Source organism: Nitrospirota bacterium (assembly GCA_016214855.1).
GTDB lineage: Bacteria > Nitrospirota > Thermodesulfovibrionia > Thermodesulfovibrionales > UBA6898 > UBA6898.
The window spans coordinates 175,091-193,130 of record JACRMT010000005.1 but is presented as its reverse complement, the minus strand read 5'-3'; the positions used below and the strand labels follow the sequence as shown (position 1 = coordinate 193,130).

General features: G+C 49.9%; 15 protein-coding genes. All 15 read left to right on the top strand.

Features of this window, described 5'->3' with window-relative positions; translation table 11 throughout:
* Window positions 1–1,585, top strand: a 1,585-nt coding sequence (locus HZB62_07545; protein MBI5075004.1) for a fibronectin type III domain-containing protein, incomplete at its 5' end; no start/stop codon positions are given.
* Between the two features lie 159 nt (window positions 1,586–1,744).
* A complete protein-coding gene (locus HZB62_07540) occupies window positions 1,745–3,286 on the top strand; it encodes a polysaccharide biosynthesis C-terminal domain-containing protein (protein ID MBI5075003.1) in 1,542 nt (513 codons plus the stop codon).
* A gap of 48 nt (window positions 3,287–3,334) precedes the next feature.
* Window positions 3,335–4,381 carry a class I SAM-dependent methyltransferase gene (locus tag HZB62_07535; GenBank protein ID MBI5075002.1) on the top strand — a complete coding sequence of 349 codons (1,047 nt, stop codon included), beginning with the start codon at window positions 3,335–3,337 and terminating at the stop codon, window positions 4,379–4,381.
* 105 nt (window positions 4,382–4,486) lie between these two features.
* On the top strand, window positions 4,487–5,497 hold the full coding sequence (locus tag HZB62_07530; protein MBI5075001.1) for a polysaccharide pyruvyl transferase family protein: 1,011 nt from the start codon (window positions 4,487–4,489) through the stop codon (window positions 5,495–5,497).
* Window positions 5,497–6,516, top strand: coding sequence for a glycosyltransferase family 2 protein (locus HZB62_07525; protein ID MBI5075000.1), 1,020 nt, complete (start codon window positions 5,497–5,499; stop codon window positions 6,514–6,516). Before HZB62_07530 ends, HZB62_07525 begins: the two co-directional genes overlap by 1 nt.
* Entirely contained in the window at window positions 6,513–7,352 is an 840-nt protein-coding gene (locus HZB62_07520; GenBank protein ID MBI5074999.1) for an FkbM family methyltransferase, read from the top strand. Before HZB62_07525 ends, HZB62_07520 begins: the two co-directional genes overlap by 4 nt.
* A gap of 65 nt (window positions 7,353–7,417) precedes the next feature.
* Window positions 7,418–9,307 (top strand): asparagine synthase (glutamine-hydrolyzing), encoded by a 1,890-nt coding sequence (gene asnB / locus HZB62_07515; GenBank protein ID MBI5074998.1) that lies wholly within the window; start codon window positions 7,418–7,420, stop codon window positions 9,305–9,307.
* A gap of 19 nt (window positions 9,308–9,326) precedes the next feature.
* Window positions 9,327–10,514 carry a glycosyltransferase gene (locus tag HZB62_07510; GenBank protein ID MBI5074997.1) on the top strand — a complete coding sequence of 396 codons (1,188 nt, stop codon included), beginning with the start codon at window positions 9,327–9,329 and terminating at the stop codon, window positions 10,512–10,514.
* Window positions 10,515–10,563: 49 nt separating this feature from the next.
* Window positions 10,564–11,649 carry an EpsG family protein gene (locus HZB62_07505; protein MBI5074996.1) on the top strand — a complete coding sequence of 362 codons (1,086 nt, stop codon included), beginning with the start codon at window positions 10,564–10,566 and terminating at the stop codon, window positions 11,647–11,649.
* Between the two features lie 54 nt (window positions 11,650–11,703).
* A complete protein-coding gene (locus HZB62_07500; protein ID MBI5074995.1) occupies window positions 11,704–12,591 on the top strand; it encodes a glycosyltransferase family 2 protein in 888 nt (295 codons plus the stop codon).
* 25 nt (window positions 12,592–12,616) lie between these two features.
* Window positions 12,617–14,728 (top strand): hypothetical protein, encoded by a 2,112-nt coding sequence (locus HZB62_07495; protein MBI5074994.1) that lies wholly within the window; start codon window positions 12,617–12,619, stop codon window positions 14,726–14,728.
* Window positions 14,729–14,834: 106 nt separating this feature from the next.
* Entirely contained in the window at window positions 14,835–15,884 is a 1,050-nt protein-coding gene (locus tag HZB62_07490; GenBank protein ID MBI5074993.1) for a glycosyltransferase family 4 protein, read from the top strand.
* Entirely contained in the window at window positions 15,859–16,479 is a 621-nt protein-coding gene (locus HZB62_07485; GenBank protein ID MBI5074992.1) for a sugar transferase, read from the top strand. Before HZB62_07490 ends, HZB62_07485 begins: the two co-directional genes overlap by 26 nt.
* Window positions 16,476–16,889, top strand: a complete 414-nt coding sequence (locus HZB62_07480) for an acyltransferase (protein MBI5074991.1) — start codon at window positions 16,476–16,478, stop codon at window positions 16,887–16,889. The genes HZB62_07485 and HZB62_07480 overlap by 4 nt, the downstream gene beginning before the upstream one ends.
* Window positions 16,879–18,015: an aminotransferase class I/II-fold pyridoxal phosphate-dependent enzyme gene (locus HZB62_07475; GenBank protein ID MBI5074990.1), complete on the top strand. Its 1,137-nt coding sequence runs from the start codon at window positions 16,879–16,881 to the stop codon at window positions 18,013–18,015. Before HZB62_07480 ends, HZB62_07475 begins: the two co-directional genes overlap by 11 nt.
* The last annotated feature ends 25 nt before the right edge of the window (window positions 18,016–18,040 follow it).

The window sequence follows — 18,040 nt, the reverse complement described above, 5'->3', positions numbered from 1 at the left end:
CGACTTTGGGACGACGAATAATACCTGTTCCGGCGGGATAGCTCCGACAGCCTCCTGTACGGTTGATGTAACCATGTCGCCGCTGACGTCCGGCGCCAAGAGTGCAACGAGCCTGAGGATCTCTTCAGACGATCCCGAGCTGCCAATTTTGGATGCTGCCCTGAGCGGAAGCAGCGTATCGGCAGCCCCGTCCGGATTAACTGCCACAGCGGTATCATCATCACAGATAACTGTATCATGGACAGACAACTCTGATGAAACGGCCTTCAGCCTTGAGCGGAAGGCAGGGGCATGTGACGGCTCAGGCTGGGCAGTGATAAACGCACCGGCTGCAGGCGCAACCAGCTATGCAAACGGATCACTTCCAACAGGCACACAGTATTCCTACCGGATACGGGCATATAAGTCAGGTGCAGGCTACTCTGCATACTCTAACTGTGCAACGGCAGCTACACTGCCGCAAACCCCGACTGGCCTGGCGGCGACGGCTGTCTCTTCAACGCAGATAACCGTGTCCTGGAATGATACCTCCGGGGAGACCAGTTACAGCCTTGAGCGCAAGGCAGGGACATGTGGCGGTGCAGGCTGGGCTCAAATTACCGCGCCCGCTGCCAATGCTACGAGTTATGCAAACGGCTCGCTTTCGACCGGCAGCCAATATTCCTACCGGATACGGGCTTACAAAACAGGTATAGGTTACTCGGCCTACTCGAACTGCGCTAATGCTGCAACGTCCATATCAGCCCCGACCGGGCTTACGGCCACAGCAGTATCAGCGTCGCAGATAACCGTGTCCTGGAACGATACCTCGGAGGAGACGGCCTACAGCCTTGAGCGTAAGGCTGGGGAATGTGGTGACTCTGGCTGGGCAGTGATAAATGCACCGGCTGTCAATGCAACGAGCTATGCAAACGGCTCTCTTGCATCTGAAACGGAGTATTCCTACCGGATACGGGCGTATAAGACAGGCACGGGGTACTCTGCTTACTCCAACTGTGCTACTGCTACAACGCTGGTAATTCCTCCTGAAGCCCCGTCCGGGCTTACGGCTGTAACGGTATCGTCAACACAGATAAATGTATCGTGGACGGACAATTCCGATGAAACGGCATTCAGCCTTGAGCGGAAGGCTGGGGCATGCGACGGAGCCGGCTGGACAGTGATAAATGCACCGGCTGCCAATACGGAGAGTTACGCAAACGGCTCGCTGAGCGTTGGCACGCAGTATTCCTACCGCATACGGGCGTACAATACCGGGACGGGGTACTCTGCATATTCCAACTGTGCCACTGCTACGACATTACTGGCAACGCCAACAGGGCTTACGGCCACGGCGGTCTCTGCTACACAAATAAACCTTGGCTGGACAGACAACTCGGATGAGACGAGTTTCAGTATTGAGCGGAAGGCAGGGGAGTGTGATGGCTCAGGCTGGGCAGTCATAACCGTGCGGGCCGCAAACACAACGAGCTACGCAAACGGCTCTCTTACGCCTGAGACAGATTACTCCTACCGGATACGGGCGTATAAGACAGGCACGGGGTACTCTGCGTATTCCAACTGCGCTACGGCAATTACACCCTGAAAAGTTAGTGGAGAAGACTCCCGGGTTATCGAACTCGGGAGTCTTCTCCACAATATTTCTTATTGCAGGATTGTCTTGCTTCTCCATCCCATCTTTCTAATTCAATAGTTATTTGCCGCGTCTCGGATCAAAGATTTATTGACAGGTACAAGGGTCGAAGTGGATATAAATACCATTCAATCTGCCAAACAAACAGATGGCATTCTGGTAGCACCACGCGGGAAAACTGGTTGGAATGCAGTTTTTCGTTTTGGCGCGCAGTTCGTATCCATCCTTCTCAATCTTGTGGCAACCCCTTACATTATCAGGAACCTTGGCGTGGAGTCTTATGGTGTTGTCGGCGTCATAAATACAATGATCAGTTTCATGGCTATCGCTACTACCTCGCTTATTGCCACGGTCGGACGGAATTTAACATTTGCTGTTGAACAGCAGGAATACGAAAAAGCGAATAAGGAGATCAGTACTGCTGTCTATGGGTTGCTGCGCCTTTTTGCGATCTCTTTTCTTCCTCTCTTAGCCCTATCTATTTTTATAGAAAAACTGATCATTATGCCGCCAGAGGTGGTTGTTGACGCGCGCATTCTTTATCTGCTTGCTGTCGTTGCCTTCGGTTTCACTACGATAAGCGGGCCCCTTGGGGCAGCGATGTTCGTACGAAACAGACTTGACCTGTTCAGCGGGACCTCGCTTGCAAGAACGGTCTTTTTCCTTGCCCTCATTGTTGTTCTTTTCAGCACGGTCGGTGCAAACTTAACGACATACGCCATTGCACTGCTTGCAGGCAGCATCCTTATCTGCTTTCTTCATCTGCGGATACACCGGCATTTGTTACCCGGGATAGAGATCTCTATGCAATGGTTCGATCGCTCGATATTGCGTGAAATCATAGCACTGGGCGGATGGATGACAGTGGCTCAAATAGGCGGACTTCTTTTTCTGCAGACCGATCTTCTGGTAGCCAACCGGGTTCTCGGTGCCACTGCTGCCGGCCAGTTAGCAGCAATATCGGTCATCTCCCTGCAACTGCGATCTCTTGCTTCGCTTGTTTCAGGGCTATTTGCTCCCAATCAGGCAGCGCTATGGGCACGGGGAGATCAGCCTGCCTTCTCAAGGTATCTTCTCCGATCAATCAGGATAACAACGCTATTTATGGCACTGCTTGTAGGCATCTTCTGCGGCTCTGCTGAAGAAATTCTCTCGCTTTGGCTTGGTCAGGAGTTTGTTTCCCTGACGCCGGTGGCTCTGTTGCTCACTTCCTATCTGGTCATCAGTCTCGGCATCCTTCCTTCATGGAATGCCGCACTTGCAATAGGGCGGGTTAAGGTGCCGGCAGTTGTTACCCTGTTTTTGGGAGTTGTGAACGTCCTTCTCAGTATCATACTCGCCAACAAGATGGGATTAATGGGAATTGCCCTGTCAGGCTGTATCATGCTGACCCTGCGGAATACATTGTTCACGCCGTGGTACATCTCTCGAGTATGCAACATCAGCTTTTGGGCATTTTGGCGCGAGTTGGGATACGGCACAGTATACAGTGTTGTCTTTTATTTGATAAGCATAACCATGAACAGATTAATTGTTCCTGATTCTCTCTTCCAACTGGCCGGCTCGTTGACATTATCAGGGGCAATATGCCTGCTTCTGTTGTTTCCCATTGCTCTGCGTGAACTGCGCCAGCGGAGCCAGATTCGATCCTGAGGAATAATATATTCTGATGCTTCGAGTAAAAATGAGGTGAGTTAATAGATGTTTTTATCGGATGCTGTAAAACCTTTATTTGCAGACGGGGAACTTCTCTATCCCCACAGACTTGATAATTGTCCGGTATGCGGAAGCAACTCTTCAAAGCAACTCTTTGTGCTGAGGGGGTTTGCCCATTGTCGCTGCCGAAATTGCGGCTTTATTTTTGTGAATCCCCGCCTTAACGAGGAGGGCGCACGCATCTACTACAACTCGGAATATTACAGGCACTACTGCCAGAACAATGAGCGGCCTGTTAACGAACGCTTCGGGCCATACTGTCGAACCCTTGGATTCCAGTTGTCAGATTTCGCGACATATCTTCGCTCCATCTGTTCCAAAGGTCGCATTGTTGATATTGGATGCGGCCTTGGCGGACTATTGGCAAGCATGCCTTCAAAAGACTTTGAGCGGGTAGGTGTTGAATATAACGAGATAGCTGCACAATTTGCCCGGGATCATTATGGACTGCGGATTGTCTCAGATCTGGATGATCTCGCAAGCGAGCAGGGAACATTCGATTTGGTCACTGCAGTGGAGGTTATTGAACATGTGTCGGATCCTTTAGCATGGATGCAGGATCTTGTTCAGTTGTTAAGGCCGTCCGGTCATCTGGTAATTACTACTCCTAACATTAACAGTCTTGACTATTATATGTATGGAAAGAGGTGTGGTCACTTCTGCGCTCCGTCCCATGTTAACTTCTTTGGCCTTAAGACCCTGTCGCTGCTTGCAGCCCGAGCAGGCTTGCAGAGAACCGACTATTGGTACCGAGGCGGCGTTATTAATATTCGACACTGGTGGCGTACGAGAAATCAGGAGGTTGACTTCTGGAGTCCCGAAGTGCCGACGCAAAACGGAGGAAACGTAGTTTATCGTCGCGGAAAGGAAGATCATGTTGAACTGCCGCCGATCCGTTCATTTGATGCGGATGTCGCCAGGGATGATCGCGGACAAACGTTGCGCCGCTTCTTAAGACAGGTATACACAAAAGGAATGAATGCCCTGTTTGCACAAAATCAAATGGTAGCAGTCTTTCGTAAGAAGACTTGATTTGCCTTTGTTTGAGAGAATTTCGGTAATTCGCACGTGAGGAGAATCCTAAGAGAAATCAAACGGGTTATTCCCGTAGGGATAAAGGCTCGAGCACTGTACTATTTGAGCAGCACGGCTGATGCAGAGCTTATTCGTATTAAGGACAGTCACAAAACAATTGTCGCTCTCGCAGCAGACTACGGTAATCTGGGTGATGTTGCGATTACCTATGCTCAGGAACGTTTCCTTGAATCATGTTTTCCCGGCTCTGAAATAATAGATTTTCCCATCAGCTCGACCTTTACCCATCTGAAAGCACTTAAGCGCATTGTGACCCCGGATGACGTAATTACCATTACGGGTGGCGGTAATATGGGGGACCTGCATCACTCTATTGAGGATTGCCGGAGATTTGTCATCGGACATTTCCCGAAAAACAGAATCATCTCATTTCCGCAGACCATGGACTTTTCTGACACCCCTGAGGGACAACGCGAGCTAAACAAAACGATCAGGACATACAGCAGACATAAAAATCTTCACCTGTGTGCAAGAGAACCCATCTCGTTCAAGATCATGCAAAATACTTTTCCGCTCAACCGGGTGCACTTGGTCCCTGATATCGTATTGTCCCTGAATCAGATCCGGGCCGGACAAAAACGTCATGGCGTCCTGCTCTGCATCAGAAAAGACAATGAATCTTCTTTCTCATCGCTGGAGCGGACTGCCTTCCTCAGAGATATCCTTAGCACCATTCCTCATGTCCTCGAAGCCGACACGCATATCGGCGGCAGCGGCCTTGCGTTACAGGTGCGCGAAGCAGAGCTTCATAAAATGTGGGACCTCTTCAGGAGCGTTCAGGTAGTTATTACCGATCGTCTTCACGGAATGATATTTGCTGCAATCACCGGAACCCCCTGCATCGCAATACCGAGTGCCAACCATAAGATACGAGCAACGTACGAGGCCTGGCTTCGCTCCCTCCCACACATTACATTTCAAAATCAAATTAATGCGGAAAAGACAATTGACATGGTCGCGACACTAAAGGATTTAGATATTGCAAAGATTACATTGCCTGATCTTGCAGAACAGTATCAAAAACTTAAGAGCATTGTGACAGGCCTATCATAATGAAATCAGCTTCTTTCCCGCATATCTCCATAATTATTCCCATTTATAACGTGGAAACGTATCTCCGCGACTGTCTTGACTCTGTTGTCAACCAGACGCTGCGTGAAATAGAGATTATCTGCGTAAATGATTGTTCAACAGACGGATCACTTTCCATCGTTCGGGAATATGAGGCAAAAGATAACCGGATCAAGGTAATCGACAAGCAGGTGAATGAAGGATTAGCAACTACCCGCAATGTTGGCATGGCAGAGGCCACCGGGAAATACATGCTTTTCATGGATTCAGACGATTTTGCTGATACGGATCTCTGCCGCAAAGCGGCCGAGTGCGCCGAAGCAGCTAATGCCGATCTTGTAATCTATGACTATGCCGCTTTCTATCGTCAGGAAGACCTGAAAGAAAACAGTAAACAGTCCTCCCGCCTGACTGCCATAGCCCCCACAGACAGGGTCGCCCTGCTAAAATGCCATGCCTTTGCGTGGACCAAACTCATCAGGTCTGATTTAGTACGCTCGCTGCATATCCTGTTCCCCGCAGGGCTTATCTACGAAGACCTTCCTGTACACTGGCAAATCATAACGCAGGCCTCAAAAATTGCCATTTTGCCGGAGCCGCTTTATTATTATCGCCAGCGTAAAACCTCAATTACGTATAGGAGAAACTGGTCAATAACAGACAGAATACTGATTTTTGATAGGGTTCGGGAATTTCTTATTTCCCGGAAACTTTATGAGGACTATTGTGATTTATTTTTACAATCCCAACTTGAAATGTTTTGCTGGCTTTACGATACAATAGCCTCAGACCATAAAGAGAGGGCATTGGTCCTGATTCAGGATCACCTCGCAAAGGAACATCTGGACTATATAGATTCAGGCAATCCATTGAGCTGGAAGACAAGGGCATTCTTTAAGGCCTTACAGGGTTCCCGCGTTGCCAAAATCCGACATGGTCTCTGGTTGTTTGCAAGGGCCGGGTACAGAAGACTGAAACGAAAGGCTGAAGAATATACATGAATAATTTCATTCAATCTCTCTATACGCTGGAATCTCATATCTTTGAAAGCGGCTCTGCCGGCAGATCCCTTGTGTCTGCGATACGCAGCATTGCCGGCCTGCGATTGATAAAATTAACAATCGACCAGGATGGCGACTACGTAAACGCGCAGTCCGACGGTGTAATTGTCAGCCCTGTGCCGCACCGTACGGACCTCCGGAAGATGCGCGCGCGCGTTGCTGACTACTGGTTTGCCGGGTATGTTCCGGGCCCGGGCGACGTTGTTGTCGACGTCGGGGCAGGTATAGGTGAGGATACAGTCGTCTTTGCAGGGTATGTCGGCAGTCAAGGCAGAGTCTTCTCCTTCGAGGCCAATCCGGGGACAGCCCGATGCCTGACCAAGACTGTTCAGAGGAGCGGTCTGATGCAGGTAAAGGTAATTGCTGCTGCCGTATCAGACATGCCCGGCACGATAGCAATTGCCGATGCAGAGGCCCATGTTCGCAATTCCATTTTCATAAATGAAGGTGAACAATCGATCAACGTTGATGCCATCACCCTTGATGACTTTGTCGAGTCAAACGACATCAGCCGTATCGACCTGCTGAAAATGAACATAGAGGGAGCGGAGCGGCTGGCGCTTTCAGGCTTCCGGCGCAGATTCAGCTGTGTCAGAAATGTTGCAATAGCCTGCCACGACTGGATAGCAGATCTCGGCCATAGTGACAGCTATCGCACCCTCGATTTTGTGCGTGAATTTCTGAGGGACGAAGGGTTTATTCTGCAGCAGCGCAAAGACGATAACTCTCCCTGGATTCGGGACACGCTTATCGGCTCAAGGAGTTCCTTGCAATGATGCCTGACAGATCTGACAGGGTCGGAGATAAGCAGGCCCATGATTAAGAAAAGAAGAAAATTCAAATGTGCGGAATAGTTGGTACTGCCTGGTCGAATCCTGCCTGGGCAATAGACCTTGAAACGTTGGTCCGCATGACGTCGCAGCTCACTCACCGGGGACCAGACCAGTCCGGTACCTATATGGACAGGTCGGTTGCACTTGGGCACAGGCGGCTTTCCATTATCGGTATTGATAGCGGACGACAGCCTATTGCGAACGAAGACGACACCATTGTTATTGTTTTCAACGGAGAAATTTATAACTATAGGGAGTTGAAGCAGAGGCTCAAGGCCTCAGGGCATCGTTTCCGTACGGACACCGATACCGAGGTAATCATCCATCTCTATGAAGAAGCCGGGCTGGGTGCCTTCGGACAGCTAAACGGCATGTTCTCATTGGCCATCTGGGACTCTCGCCATGAGAGGCTTGTTCTGGCCCGTGATCGCTTTGGGAAAAAACCGCTTTTTTACTATGCAAATAACGATCGTATCGTCTTTGCCAGTGAGTTAAAGGGGATCGTTGAGCTTGATAATGTGCCCAGGCGTGTAGACCCAAAAGCCATAGATTCCTATCTCACCTACATGTATGTGCCCCATCCCATGACGATTTATGAGGGAATCGCAAAACTGCCGCCAGGCGCGTGCGCAACATGGGAAAATGGGAGCCTGAATATTCAGCAGTACTGGACTCCGGACTATAATCTCCAGGACAATGTCACCACTAAAGCCCAATGGTCAGAGCGTCTCGCTGAAGCGATGACCGATTCCGTGCGGCTGAGGATGCAGAGCGAGGTGCCCCTTGGTGCGTTTCTTTCCGGCGGAATCGACTCCAGCATCATCGTCGGACTGATGCAGGAACTGAGCAATAAAACGGTTCATACATTTTCTATCGGCTCTCCGATTGCAGAATTTGATGAAACCAGGTATGCAAGGAGTGTTGCGCAGCATCTTGGCGTAAAGCATGAAGTGTTTATTGTCGAACCGCAGGCGCTGGAGATCCTGCCACAGCTGATCTGGCATTACGACGAGCCGTTTGCCGACAGTTCCGCGATTCCGACGTGGTATGTCTCGAAACTCACGAAACAACATGTCACGGTTGCATTGACAGGTGATGCGGGCGATGAGCTGTTCGCAGGCTATCACCGGTATCAGGCGATAAGGCTGAGTAAGGCATTAGAGCGACTCCCGGCCTTCGTCAGGACCCTGCTTGGTTCGCGGCTTTGGCAGCATATCCCCGTTTCACCGCACAAACGCTCGTTTCTGAGACGCCTCAAGCGTTTTTTAGGGGTGATTGACCAGTCGCCCCGGGAACTCTACGTATCGATGATATCGCTATGCAAGGCTGCGGAGCGTAAGGCTCTTTATACCGGTGCGTTTTCTGAGACTCTGGGGCTGTTCGATTCCTCCACCTTTATTCACGAAGCCATGCGGATGAGCAATAAGCGTGATCCTGTTACATCAGCCATGCTTACCGACCTGATAACGTATCTGCCCTGCGATTTGATGACAAAGGTCGACATCGCATCCATGGCTCATGGCCTCGAATGCAGGCAGCCCTTTCTGGACTATCGGGTTGTTGAACTCGCTACCAGGATGCCGATAGACTATAAGCTGCGAGGAGAACGCACTAAACGCATTCTGGTGGACACGTTTCGCCGATTTCTGCCAAAAGAAGTCCAGAGCCGGTCAAAAATGGGTTTTGGCGTCCCGATAGTCCACTGGCTGCGCGGACCACTGGCAAATTTCGCGCGCGAAGTCCTGACTGACCGTCGAACTGTGCAACGCGGCATTTTTGATACCTCTGCCGTTACAGGGATACTGAACGAACACATAAGCGGCCGGCAGGACCACGCGGCACAACTCTGGGCCCTCCTCATCCTCGAACTATGGCATCGCGAGTGGATCGATGCCTGAATCGCCGGAGAGACAGGTCATGCTGAAGCAGCCAATCCGCGTTCTGCAAAGTGTAGGAAGTCTGAATCGTGGCGGCATAGAGACGTGGCTCATGAACATCCTGCGCCAGCGTTCCGAAGAACTGCAAATTGACTTTATCCTCGGCATGCCAAACGGAGCCTACGAAGATGAGGCGAAGAAATACGGCTGCCGGATATACTATCATCCGGTAAGGAGCAGGGTCCAAAAGAGGCTGGATATGGTCGGCCTGGGGAAGGCCCCTCATTTTCTTAAGCGTGTTCTGGGAGAAAATAATTACGATGTGTTTCACGTTCATGGTGATGAGTTTTTTGGTGATGCGATGAAAGAGGCGGCTGCTGCCGGAGTTCCTGTCCGCGTCGCTCATTGCCACAATACCCAAATAGCACGGGGCAAGAAGGGAATCGAGATGCAGGTGCGGCGTTGGCGCTTTAAGACGTGGGACCGTTTTCTGACCCTCAGGAATGCAACAGATATTGTGGCCTGCAGCAGCGACGCGGGACAGCACTTCATGGGGCGTCACTGGAAATCAGATCCCCGCTGCAAGCCAATTTACTGTGGCGTCCCGACCGACCAGTTCGGCTGCAGCAAAGACAGATGGACGCGGCAGGAATTCCGAAAAATGTTTGGGATCCCTGAAGATGCGGTTGTTATCGGCCATGTGGGGAGTATGGACCTAACGCCGCAGAAGAACCATGCCCTTCTTTTGCAGATCTTTCGGGAACTGGCCGGGAGAGATGAAAGATATATTCTTTGCCTGGCCGGAGACGGGCCCCGACGTCCCTATCTGAAAGAGGAAGCAGAATCGCTTGGACTCGATAATCGGGTCCTTCTGCCCGGTCTCTGCGACGATGTTCCTTCTCTCATGGTCCACGGGTTCGATGTCCATTTACTTCCCTCCCTTTTTGAAGGCCTGCCTGTTGTAGGTCTCGAGGCGGTGGCAAGCGGACTCTGTACGGTCTGTTCCGATACGATTACCCGGGATTATACCGAATACTTTTCAGGCCGTGTAATAACCGTTCCGCTGACGGCCCCCCCCTCTGTATGGGCAGACAGCGTTGAAATGGCTATCCGAAAAAGGATTGCCGTGGCCGAGGGGACCGCTCTTGTGCGAAATAGTCCGTTTTCGATCGAGTCATCGTTGAACAATTTAGTGGATACCTATAAAAAGCGACTGGCAGTAACATGATGAATTGCCCCATGGAACTGCCCGATGCCCTGATATTTCCGGAGGAGTCATGATCATTTATTTTGTCCTTCTTCTGATCGTAATAACTTCAATTTATTTTGCCCATAGGTTGACTGCAGCGAGGCTGCCACTGAGCATCCTGTATTTTATTGCACTTGCCGCAATGGTCATCGTTGCCGGTCTGCGCAGCAGCTATGTAGGCACAGACTCAGGGAATTATGTCCGATGGTTCGAGCACCTGAGGGAATTCTCAGACATCTTTGAGATACCACTGGAACCCGGGTTTTTCATCCTGGCCTGGACAGCGCATTTTATTTCAGACAATTACATGGCCCTCTTTTTCCTGATTGCCATGGTTGTTACTTCATGCTTTGTCTGGGTGATTCGAAAATATTCCTCAGGACCGGAGCTCTCTTTTTTTGTGCTGCTCGTGGCCGGCTATTTATTTGTCTCATATAATGGCATTAGACACGGGCTGGCAAATTCAATCTATTTTCTGTCTATAGGAGCAATCTATAGACGAAAGTTCTGGCTGTATCTTCTTGTAGTAGCAGCAGCCTATTTCTTTCATAAAAGCGTCCTCATTGCACTGCCGGCCTACTTTCTTATTACGCGAAAAAGCACGCCGCGAATATACTTCATTATTCTCCTGTCAGGGATCGTGGGGGTTCTCTTTTTCGAATACTTTATTGAAATAGGCCAATACATCGACCCGCGCTATGGTCAATACGGTGAAGCCTCAGAAGAGGGCTTAGGCCTGCTTTCACTGGCGTTCACCAGCACATTGTGTGCCTTCTTCCTTATGTTCAAGAGGTTTGTTGTTGTGGACCGCGACAAATACGATGCCTTGCTGAATATGTTCTTGCTGGCGACGGTCATCGCCATTGCGTCGGCAATCCTGGAAACGAGCGCTTCGGGCATTCGTCGCTTAGGCTGGTATTTTACCCTGAGCGAAATACTGCTATGGCCGATTGTCTATCAAAATATCAGGAACAGGCAAAGACCGATATTCCTCTTTTATTTTGTGCCGCTCTACTTGATGTATTATGGCATGAGCCTTACCAGGTTCAGCAATATGGTTCCCTATACCTTTAATCCTGCCCTTGCAGAATGGGTCAGCAGGATAGGGATTTAACCATGTATATGCAGTGATTAAGCTATTTCTGGAAATCCCGGGACAGAACTGACTATGCCGATCACGATAGGAATTCCTTTTTACAATAACGAAGCCACACTGCCGGGTGCCGTCCGTTCTGTCTTTGCACAGACGTATGAAGATTGGGAACTGATCCTGATGGACGACGGTTCATCCGATCGATCGCTTGAGCTGGCAAGATCGGTTAAGGACCCTCGGGTCCGTGTTGTTTCTGATGGGATGAACCTGAGGCTCCCGGCCAGGCTCAACCAGATTGTCTCAGAGGCAAAATATGATCTTATCAGCCGCATGGATGCGGACGACATGATGTCCCCTTCCCGTTTTCTTAAACAGCTCCGGTTCATGTCTGATCCCAAAATACAGATCGTTACCTCCGGCATGGCTATGCTCTCTGCAGACAATCAACCTGTCGGGTATCGGGGTGGTTCCGGATTTATCGACATGATAGGGCTGTTAAGAGGGCAGGCGATAGCCCACGCTCCTCTGCTTGGCCGCAGGTCCTGGTTCAGGCGAAATCCCTACGACCTCAACTGTCCGCGGTCACAGGACGCTGAGCTCTGGTGCCGCACCTATCATCAGGGGCAGCTGAGAGCGGAAAATGTCCATATGATCAGCGAGCCCCTCTATTTCTGTCGCGAAGAAAGCGGGCTCTCTCTGGAAAAGGTGATCGCTTCTCACTCTGTCTTAAGACGTTTGATAAGGCAATACGGTCCCGCTTCACTCGGTATCGGCAAAACAGTATTGGAATTGTTACGATCTCATGCGCGCAGCAACGCACTGCGGGTGGCTGCCTTGTTTGGGTTATTGCCGCTTGCTGCAGCAAAGGGACGGAACAGAAATATAAGCGACCCTCAGATGCTGGAAAAGATACAGTCGGAAATCGCGCAGGTGCTCGCTACCAGGGTGCCGGGCCTGGACTAAGAAAGCATATATGAAGATGGTCAAAATGAAAACCCGAGCTGATGGGATGTTAGAAGCGCTGCTTTTACTCCTGACGGCTTTATCTGCCTTTATCGCTCTTCTCATCTTTCCAGGCTACACGATAGCGCATGCCGCTTCAGGCCAGAATGATCAGACCCTCTTCCTGCTTGAAGTTGATCAGACTGAAAACAGGCTGGTGGACAGGAGAGGCGGATTCCAGCCCGTGGTCAATGGAGGTGAGGTTGTCAGTGATCTGAGATTCGGCAAGTGCCTGAAATTCGGTGACAGCATAGGCAACGGGATTACCGTTGAAGATGGTGGCAAAATCAGCTTTAATGGAGGCTTTACCCTTGAGGCCCGGCTTTATCTTGAGGAGGGAAGCAGCATCAATCAGGGTGGCTTGCTGGCGCTTAAGATGGGTTCCTTTGCCTTTGCTATCAAGGACTATAAATTAAACAACTCATGGATGAGTTTTCCGACAGAGAACGTCGCGACGACTTCGTTTATGCAATACAAATACTATCCTGTCGGAGGCGAAGCCTTTTATGGAGCCATGAGCATCCCTGCCAACCAGTGGGTCCATGTAGCAGTCACTTATGACCAGGATATGAAGGTCATCCGCTCGTGGATTGACGGCGGCCTTGACAGGACCCGGTACCTCGCAAGAACAGAGCCTGCTCCGCTACTGACAGAACCGGCCCGGCCGCTTGAATTCCTGCGCGATATGAGGAACGTCTGCGTTGCAGAGATCAGGCTTTCAAGAGGTGTCCGTCCGATGGGATCCGTGCCGCCAATGGAGGCGTATGTGCACCAATTGCCCTATGAGGGCAAGATCGCAATAGTTGTAGACCATATTGACCGCAAACTCAAACTGCCGCTTGATATTGCGATCCTCCTGGAGGCGCCTAACGGTGCGAGCAAGGTAGTGAAGAGAGTGGCTCTCGATTCATATGAGAGAAAGATCATCGATATTGAGGCCCCGAAATGGAAAGGGGCCCTCCATACGCTGAGTGTCAAATCCTATGCCGGCAATGAGATGATATTTTCAAAAACCGTGAGGATTTCTAACGTTACTCCGTCGGGCAAAGTAGGGATAAATCCCGATAAATCTATTTCGGTAAACAGGAGAAAACTATTCCCTCTGATGATCTATCATGCCTTCCCCGAAGATTACGAGGAACTTGCAGGAATGGGTTTTAATATTATCGCACCGAGGGGCCCGAGTCTTGGGTTCATGGGTATTGGAGGTACCAACGAAAAAACCATGGCAGATATCAAAACATGCCTGGACGAAGCGCTAAAGCAGAAGGTGTATCTTATGATAGAGGGGAACACGGTATTCGGGAATCTCAACAGAGTACCCCTTTTTAAGGATCATCCGGCCCTCTTGGCATGGTCCGGCTTCGACGAGCCGTGGGGTTCACTTGAGAAGGTCCAGGAGAGCTACAATGTCGTCAAATTACTGGCTCCTGACGGCCCGGTGTATTGCACCCAGAACAATGAGACAAGGTTTGCAGAGACTGCAGAAGGGGCCGATATTCTTGCCTGTGATCCCTATCCATTGCCCAATGTCTCTCTTCGTCATGTAGCTGATGCCACGAAGGCTGCAGTCAGGGCTGTTGCCGGTTTAAAGCCGGTATGGACTATTCTGGACCAATATGGAGATAAGCGGCCGTCAATTGAGGAATTGAGAAGCATGGCCTATCTGGCTGTCATTTCAGGGGCTAATGGGCTTGGCATTTACGCATGGGATGACCGGCTGGACAAAAAGAGTGGCTGGTACACGAAGGAACACCCGCAGGACGTCGAAGTGCTTCGCACGGTAATGAGAGAATTGAAAAGTCTTGAGCCAATCCTGCTAATACCTAATTCAGGGAAGAGGGCTGTTTTTTCACCCCGGAACAACGCCCTTCACGCCTCAATCAAAGAGGCGGAGGGCAAGACATATCTCTTTATCGCCAGTGACTCAAGACGCAAGACAGAGGGGGAGCTGACTGTTGAGGGTATGACCGACTCAACAGGAAATTGTCTCTTTGATGAATGCAGCCAAAAAAATATCCGGCTCAGACGCGGGGCTGTTTTTATAAAGCTGCCACCGCTTGGTGTTGCCGTGTATGAGATAACGCATGACCGTTGACAGGGAAGACCGATTGACCCCAAAAATCTGTTTTGTTGTTTCGTCGCCCTTGACGATAACGAGTTTTCTGCTGAGTTATATAGAGGCATTGAGTGCTCATCATAAGGTGGTTGTTGTCGCAAACTATGCGGGAGAACGTATGAGCCGGCTTCAATTGCCCAATGTCGGGTCGTTGCACATTCCGATTGAGAGAAGTATATCTCCCCTGAAAGATCTGCGGGCGCTGAAAGCACTCTATGATCTGTTTCGAAAGGAACGCTTCGACATAGTGCATTCGGTAACGCCAAAGGCCGGTTTGCTGGCTATGGTATCGGCACTGGCGGCAGGAATTCCCTTGCGGTTCCATACGTTTACCGGACAGGTATGGGCGACGAGGACCGGCTTTTTTCGCTGGTTTTTAAAGATGTTTGATAGAATAATTTACTATTGCTCGACAGATGTTCTGGTCGATAGTGTATCTCAACGGGCTTTTTTATTAAGCGAGAGGGTTATCTATGAAAAGAACTCATCAGTCCTTGCCCAGGGTTCGATAAGTGGTGTAGATATTCAGCGCTTTCATCCCGACAGTGCTGCGAGAAGCACCATAAGAATGGAAATAGGTGTTCCCCCGGAGGCGTTTCTTTTTTTATTTCTGGGACGGCTTAATAGGGAAAAAGGCATTCCGGAATTGCTCAGGGCATTTAAACAGTTGTCTGCTGAATACCATAACGCCTATCTCCTCCTTGTCGGCCCGGATGAAAAAGGTATTTTGAAGGATGAAATATCATGTGACAATATCGACACGAGAAGAATAATTTATAAAGGTTACACAGATGTCCCTGAAAAGTATATGGCGGCTGCAGACGTTTTTTGTCTGCCGAGTCATCGGGAGGGATTTGGTTCAGTAATTATTGAGGCGGCTGCATCAGGTATTCCTTCAATTGGGTCAAATATTTACGGAATATCAGATGCAATTGTTGATGGAATAACCGGCCTGTTACACGAAAGACAGAATGTGGCAGAGCTGTACAATTGCTTGAAAATGCTCATGACAGACAGGGAGAAAACCAATATGATGGGCAATAATGCGCGTCAGAGAGCCGAAAAATATTTTTCGAAAGACCTGTTGGTCAAGTCATTTTTAGAATATTATGAGCATAAAATCAATCGCGAGTAAGCGGATATTCGACCTGTGTCTGCTGATGACAGGCGGGTTTCTTATTTTTCCCATACTGCTGTTCATTGCCTTATTTGTAAGAATTCGTCTCGGTTCTCCGGTTTTTTTTTCGCAGGAAAGACCTGGTTTGAATGGCGTCCCATTTCAGATCTATAAGTTCAGGACCATGACTATGCAGGTTGACGCTCAGGGCAACTCTCTCCCCGATGAGCAAAGACTTACAACCTTTGGGAAGTTTCTGAGAGCATCAAGCCTTGATGAACTGCCTGAACTGCTGAATGTCCTTAAAGGTGATATGAGCCTGGTCGGTCCACGACCGCTTCTGATGGAATATCTCCCTTTGTATTCGCCCAAACAGGCACGTCGTCACGAGGTTAAACCCGGCATAACAGGATGGGCACAGGTTAACGGCAGGAATGCAATCAGCTGGGAGGAGAAGTTTGATCTTGATGTCTGGTATGTTGACAATCGCTCCCTTTGGCTTGACTTGAAGATATTAGGGCTTACAATTTTAAGTGTGCTTAAACGGGAGGGTATTAGTCATGAGGGACATGCTACAATGGAAAAATTTAAAGGGAGCAAAAAAGAAATATGAGCGAGAGATTCAAAGACTGGAAGCCGCCGGTTATCAAGGACGGGAAATTGACCAAATACAACTGGCTGATCCAGCACAAGGACAATCTTAAACTCGGATATAAAACCGACATCGGCGCATTTACTTATATTAATGCAAAGCACGGCGTTGTTATAGAAGATTATGTGCAGCTCGGCTCGCACTGTTCAATCTATTCCATTTCTACCATTGACAATAAAATCGGGCAGGTTCTATTAAAGAAAAACTGTAAGATCGGCAGCCACAGTGTCATAATGCCCGGAGTGACTGTTGGCGAAAATGCTGTAATAGGGGCCTTCAGCTTTGTGAATAAGAATATCCCTGACAATGCAACGGCAGTTGGTGTTCCGGCTAAAGTTGTAAAAAAACGCAAAAAGAAGAATGTCGAATAACCATAAACGCATCTTCCTCTCCCCTCCCCACATGGGCGGACAGGAGCTTGAATTTGTCAAACAGGCCTTTGAAAGCAACTATATCGCGCCATTAGGGCCGCACGTTGATGCATTTGAAAAGGAATTTTCTGCGCTAATCGGTATTCCCCATTCACTTGCCGTCTCGAGCGGCACGGCTGCCCTGCATCTTGCCCTGCGCCTGCTGGGGGTTGGCCCGGGCGATGAAGTTATCGCGCCTTCTTTTACCTTCATTGGCGGCGTCAGCCCAGTCACCTTTCTGGGTGGAACGCTTTCTTTCATCGATTCTGACAGGGATTCGTGGAATATTGACCCCGATCTGCTGAAGGAAGAGCTGACATTCAGAAATAAGCAGGGGCGACTGCCGAAGGCGGTCATTACCGCAGACATCCTGGGGCAGGCTGCTGATATAGACCGGATACTCGATAGCTGCAATCAGTATAGTATCCCTGTGGTCTCAGACTCTGCAGAGGCCCTTGGGGCAACGTATAAGGATCGGCAGGCAGGACGCGGTGCAGCCTTTACAGTCTATTCCTTCAATGGAAACAAGATCATCACCACATCCGGCGGAGGCATGCTGGCCTCTGACGATGCTGCGCTCATAGAAAAGGCAAAATTCCTTTCCCATCAGGCGCGGGATGCAGCCCCTCATTACGAGCATACGCAGATAGGCTACAACTACCGGATGAGCAACATTGTGGCTGCTATTGGCCGAGGCCAGCTGCAAGTTCTTAATGAGCGGGTAGAAAGAAAGCGCTGGATATGTGACTATTACCGTAAGGCCCTATCTGAAATTCCAGGAATAGAATTCATGCCTGAGGCCTCTTACGGACGGGCCACCCGCTGGCTGACTGTCATTCTGGTCACACCAGAAGTTTTCGGTGCTGATCGCGAGGCAGTTCGGCAGACCCTCGAAAAAGAGAATATCGAGTCTCGCCCTGTCTGGAAGCCGATGCATCTGCAGCCGGTCTTCAAAGGTGCGCCTATGCGCGGTGGCAGCGTCTGCGAAGACCTCTTCGCCCGAGGGTTATGTTTGCCTTCCGGCACAGCGATGACAGAAATTGATTTAGAGAGAATCGTTGAGACAATCAGAAGGCTGACAAGCTAACAAGCTAACAAGCAGGCAAGCTGAT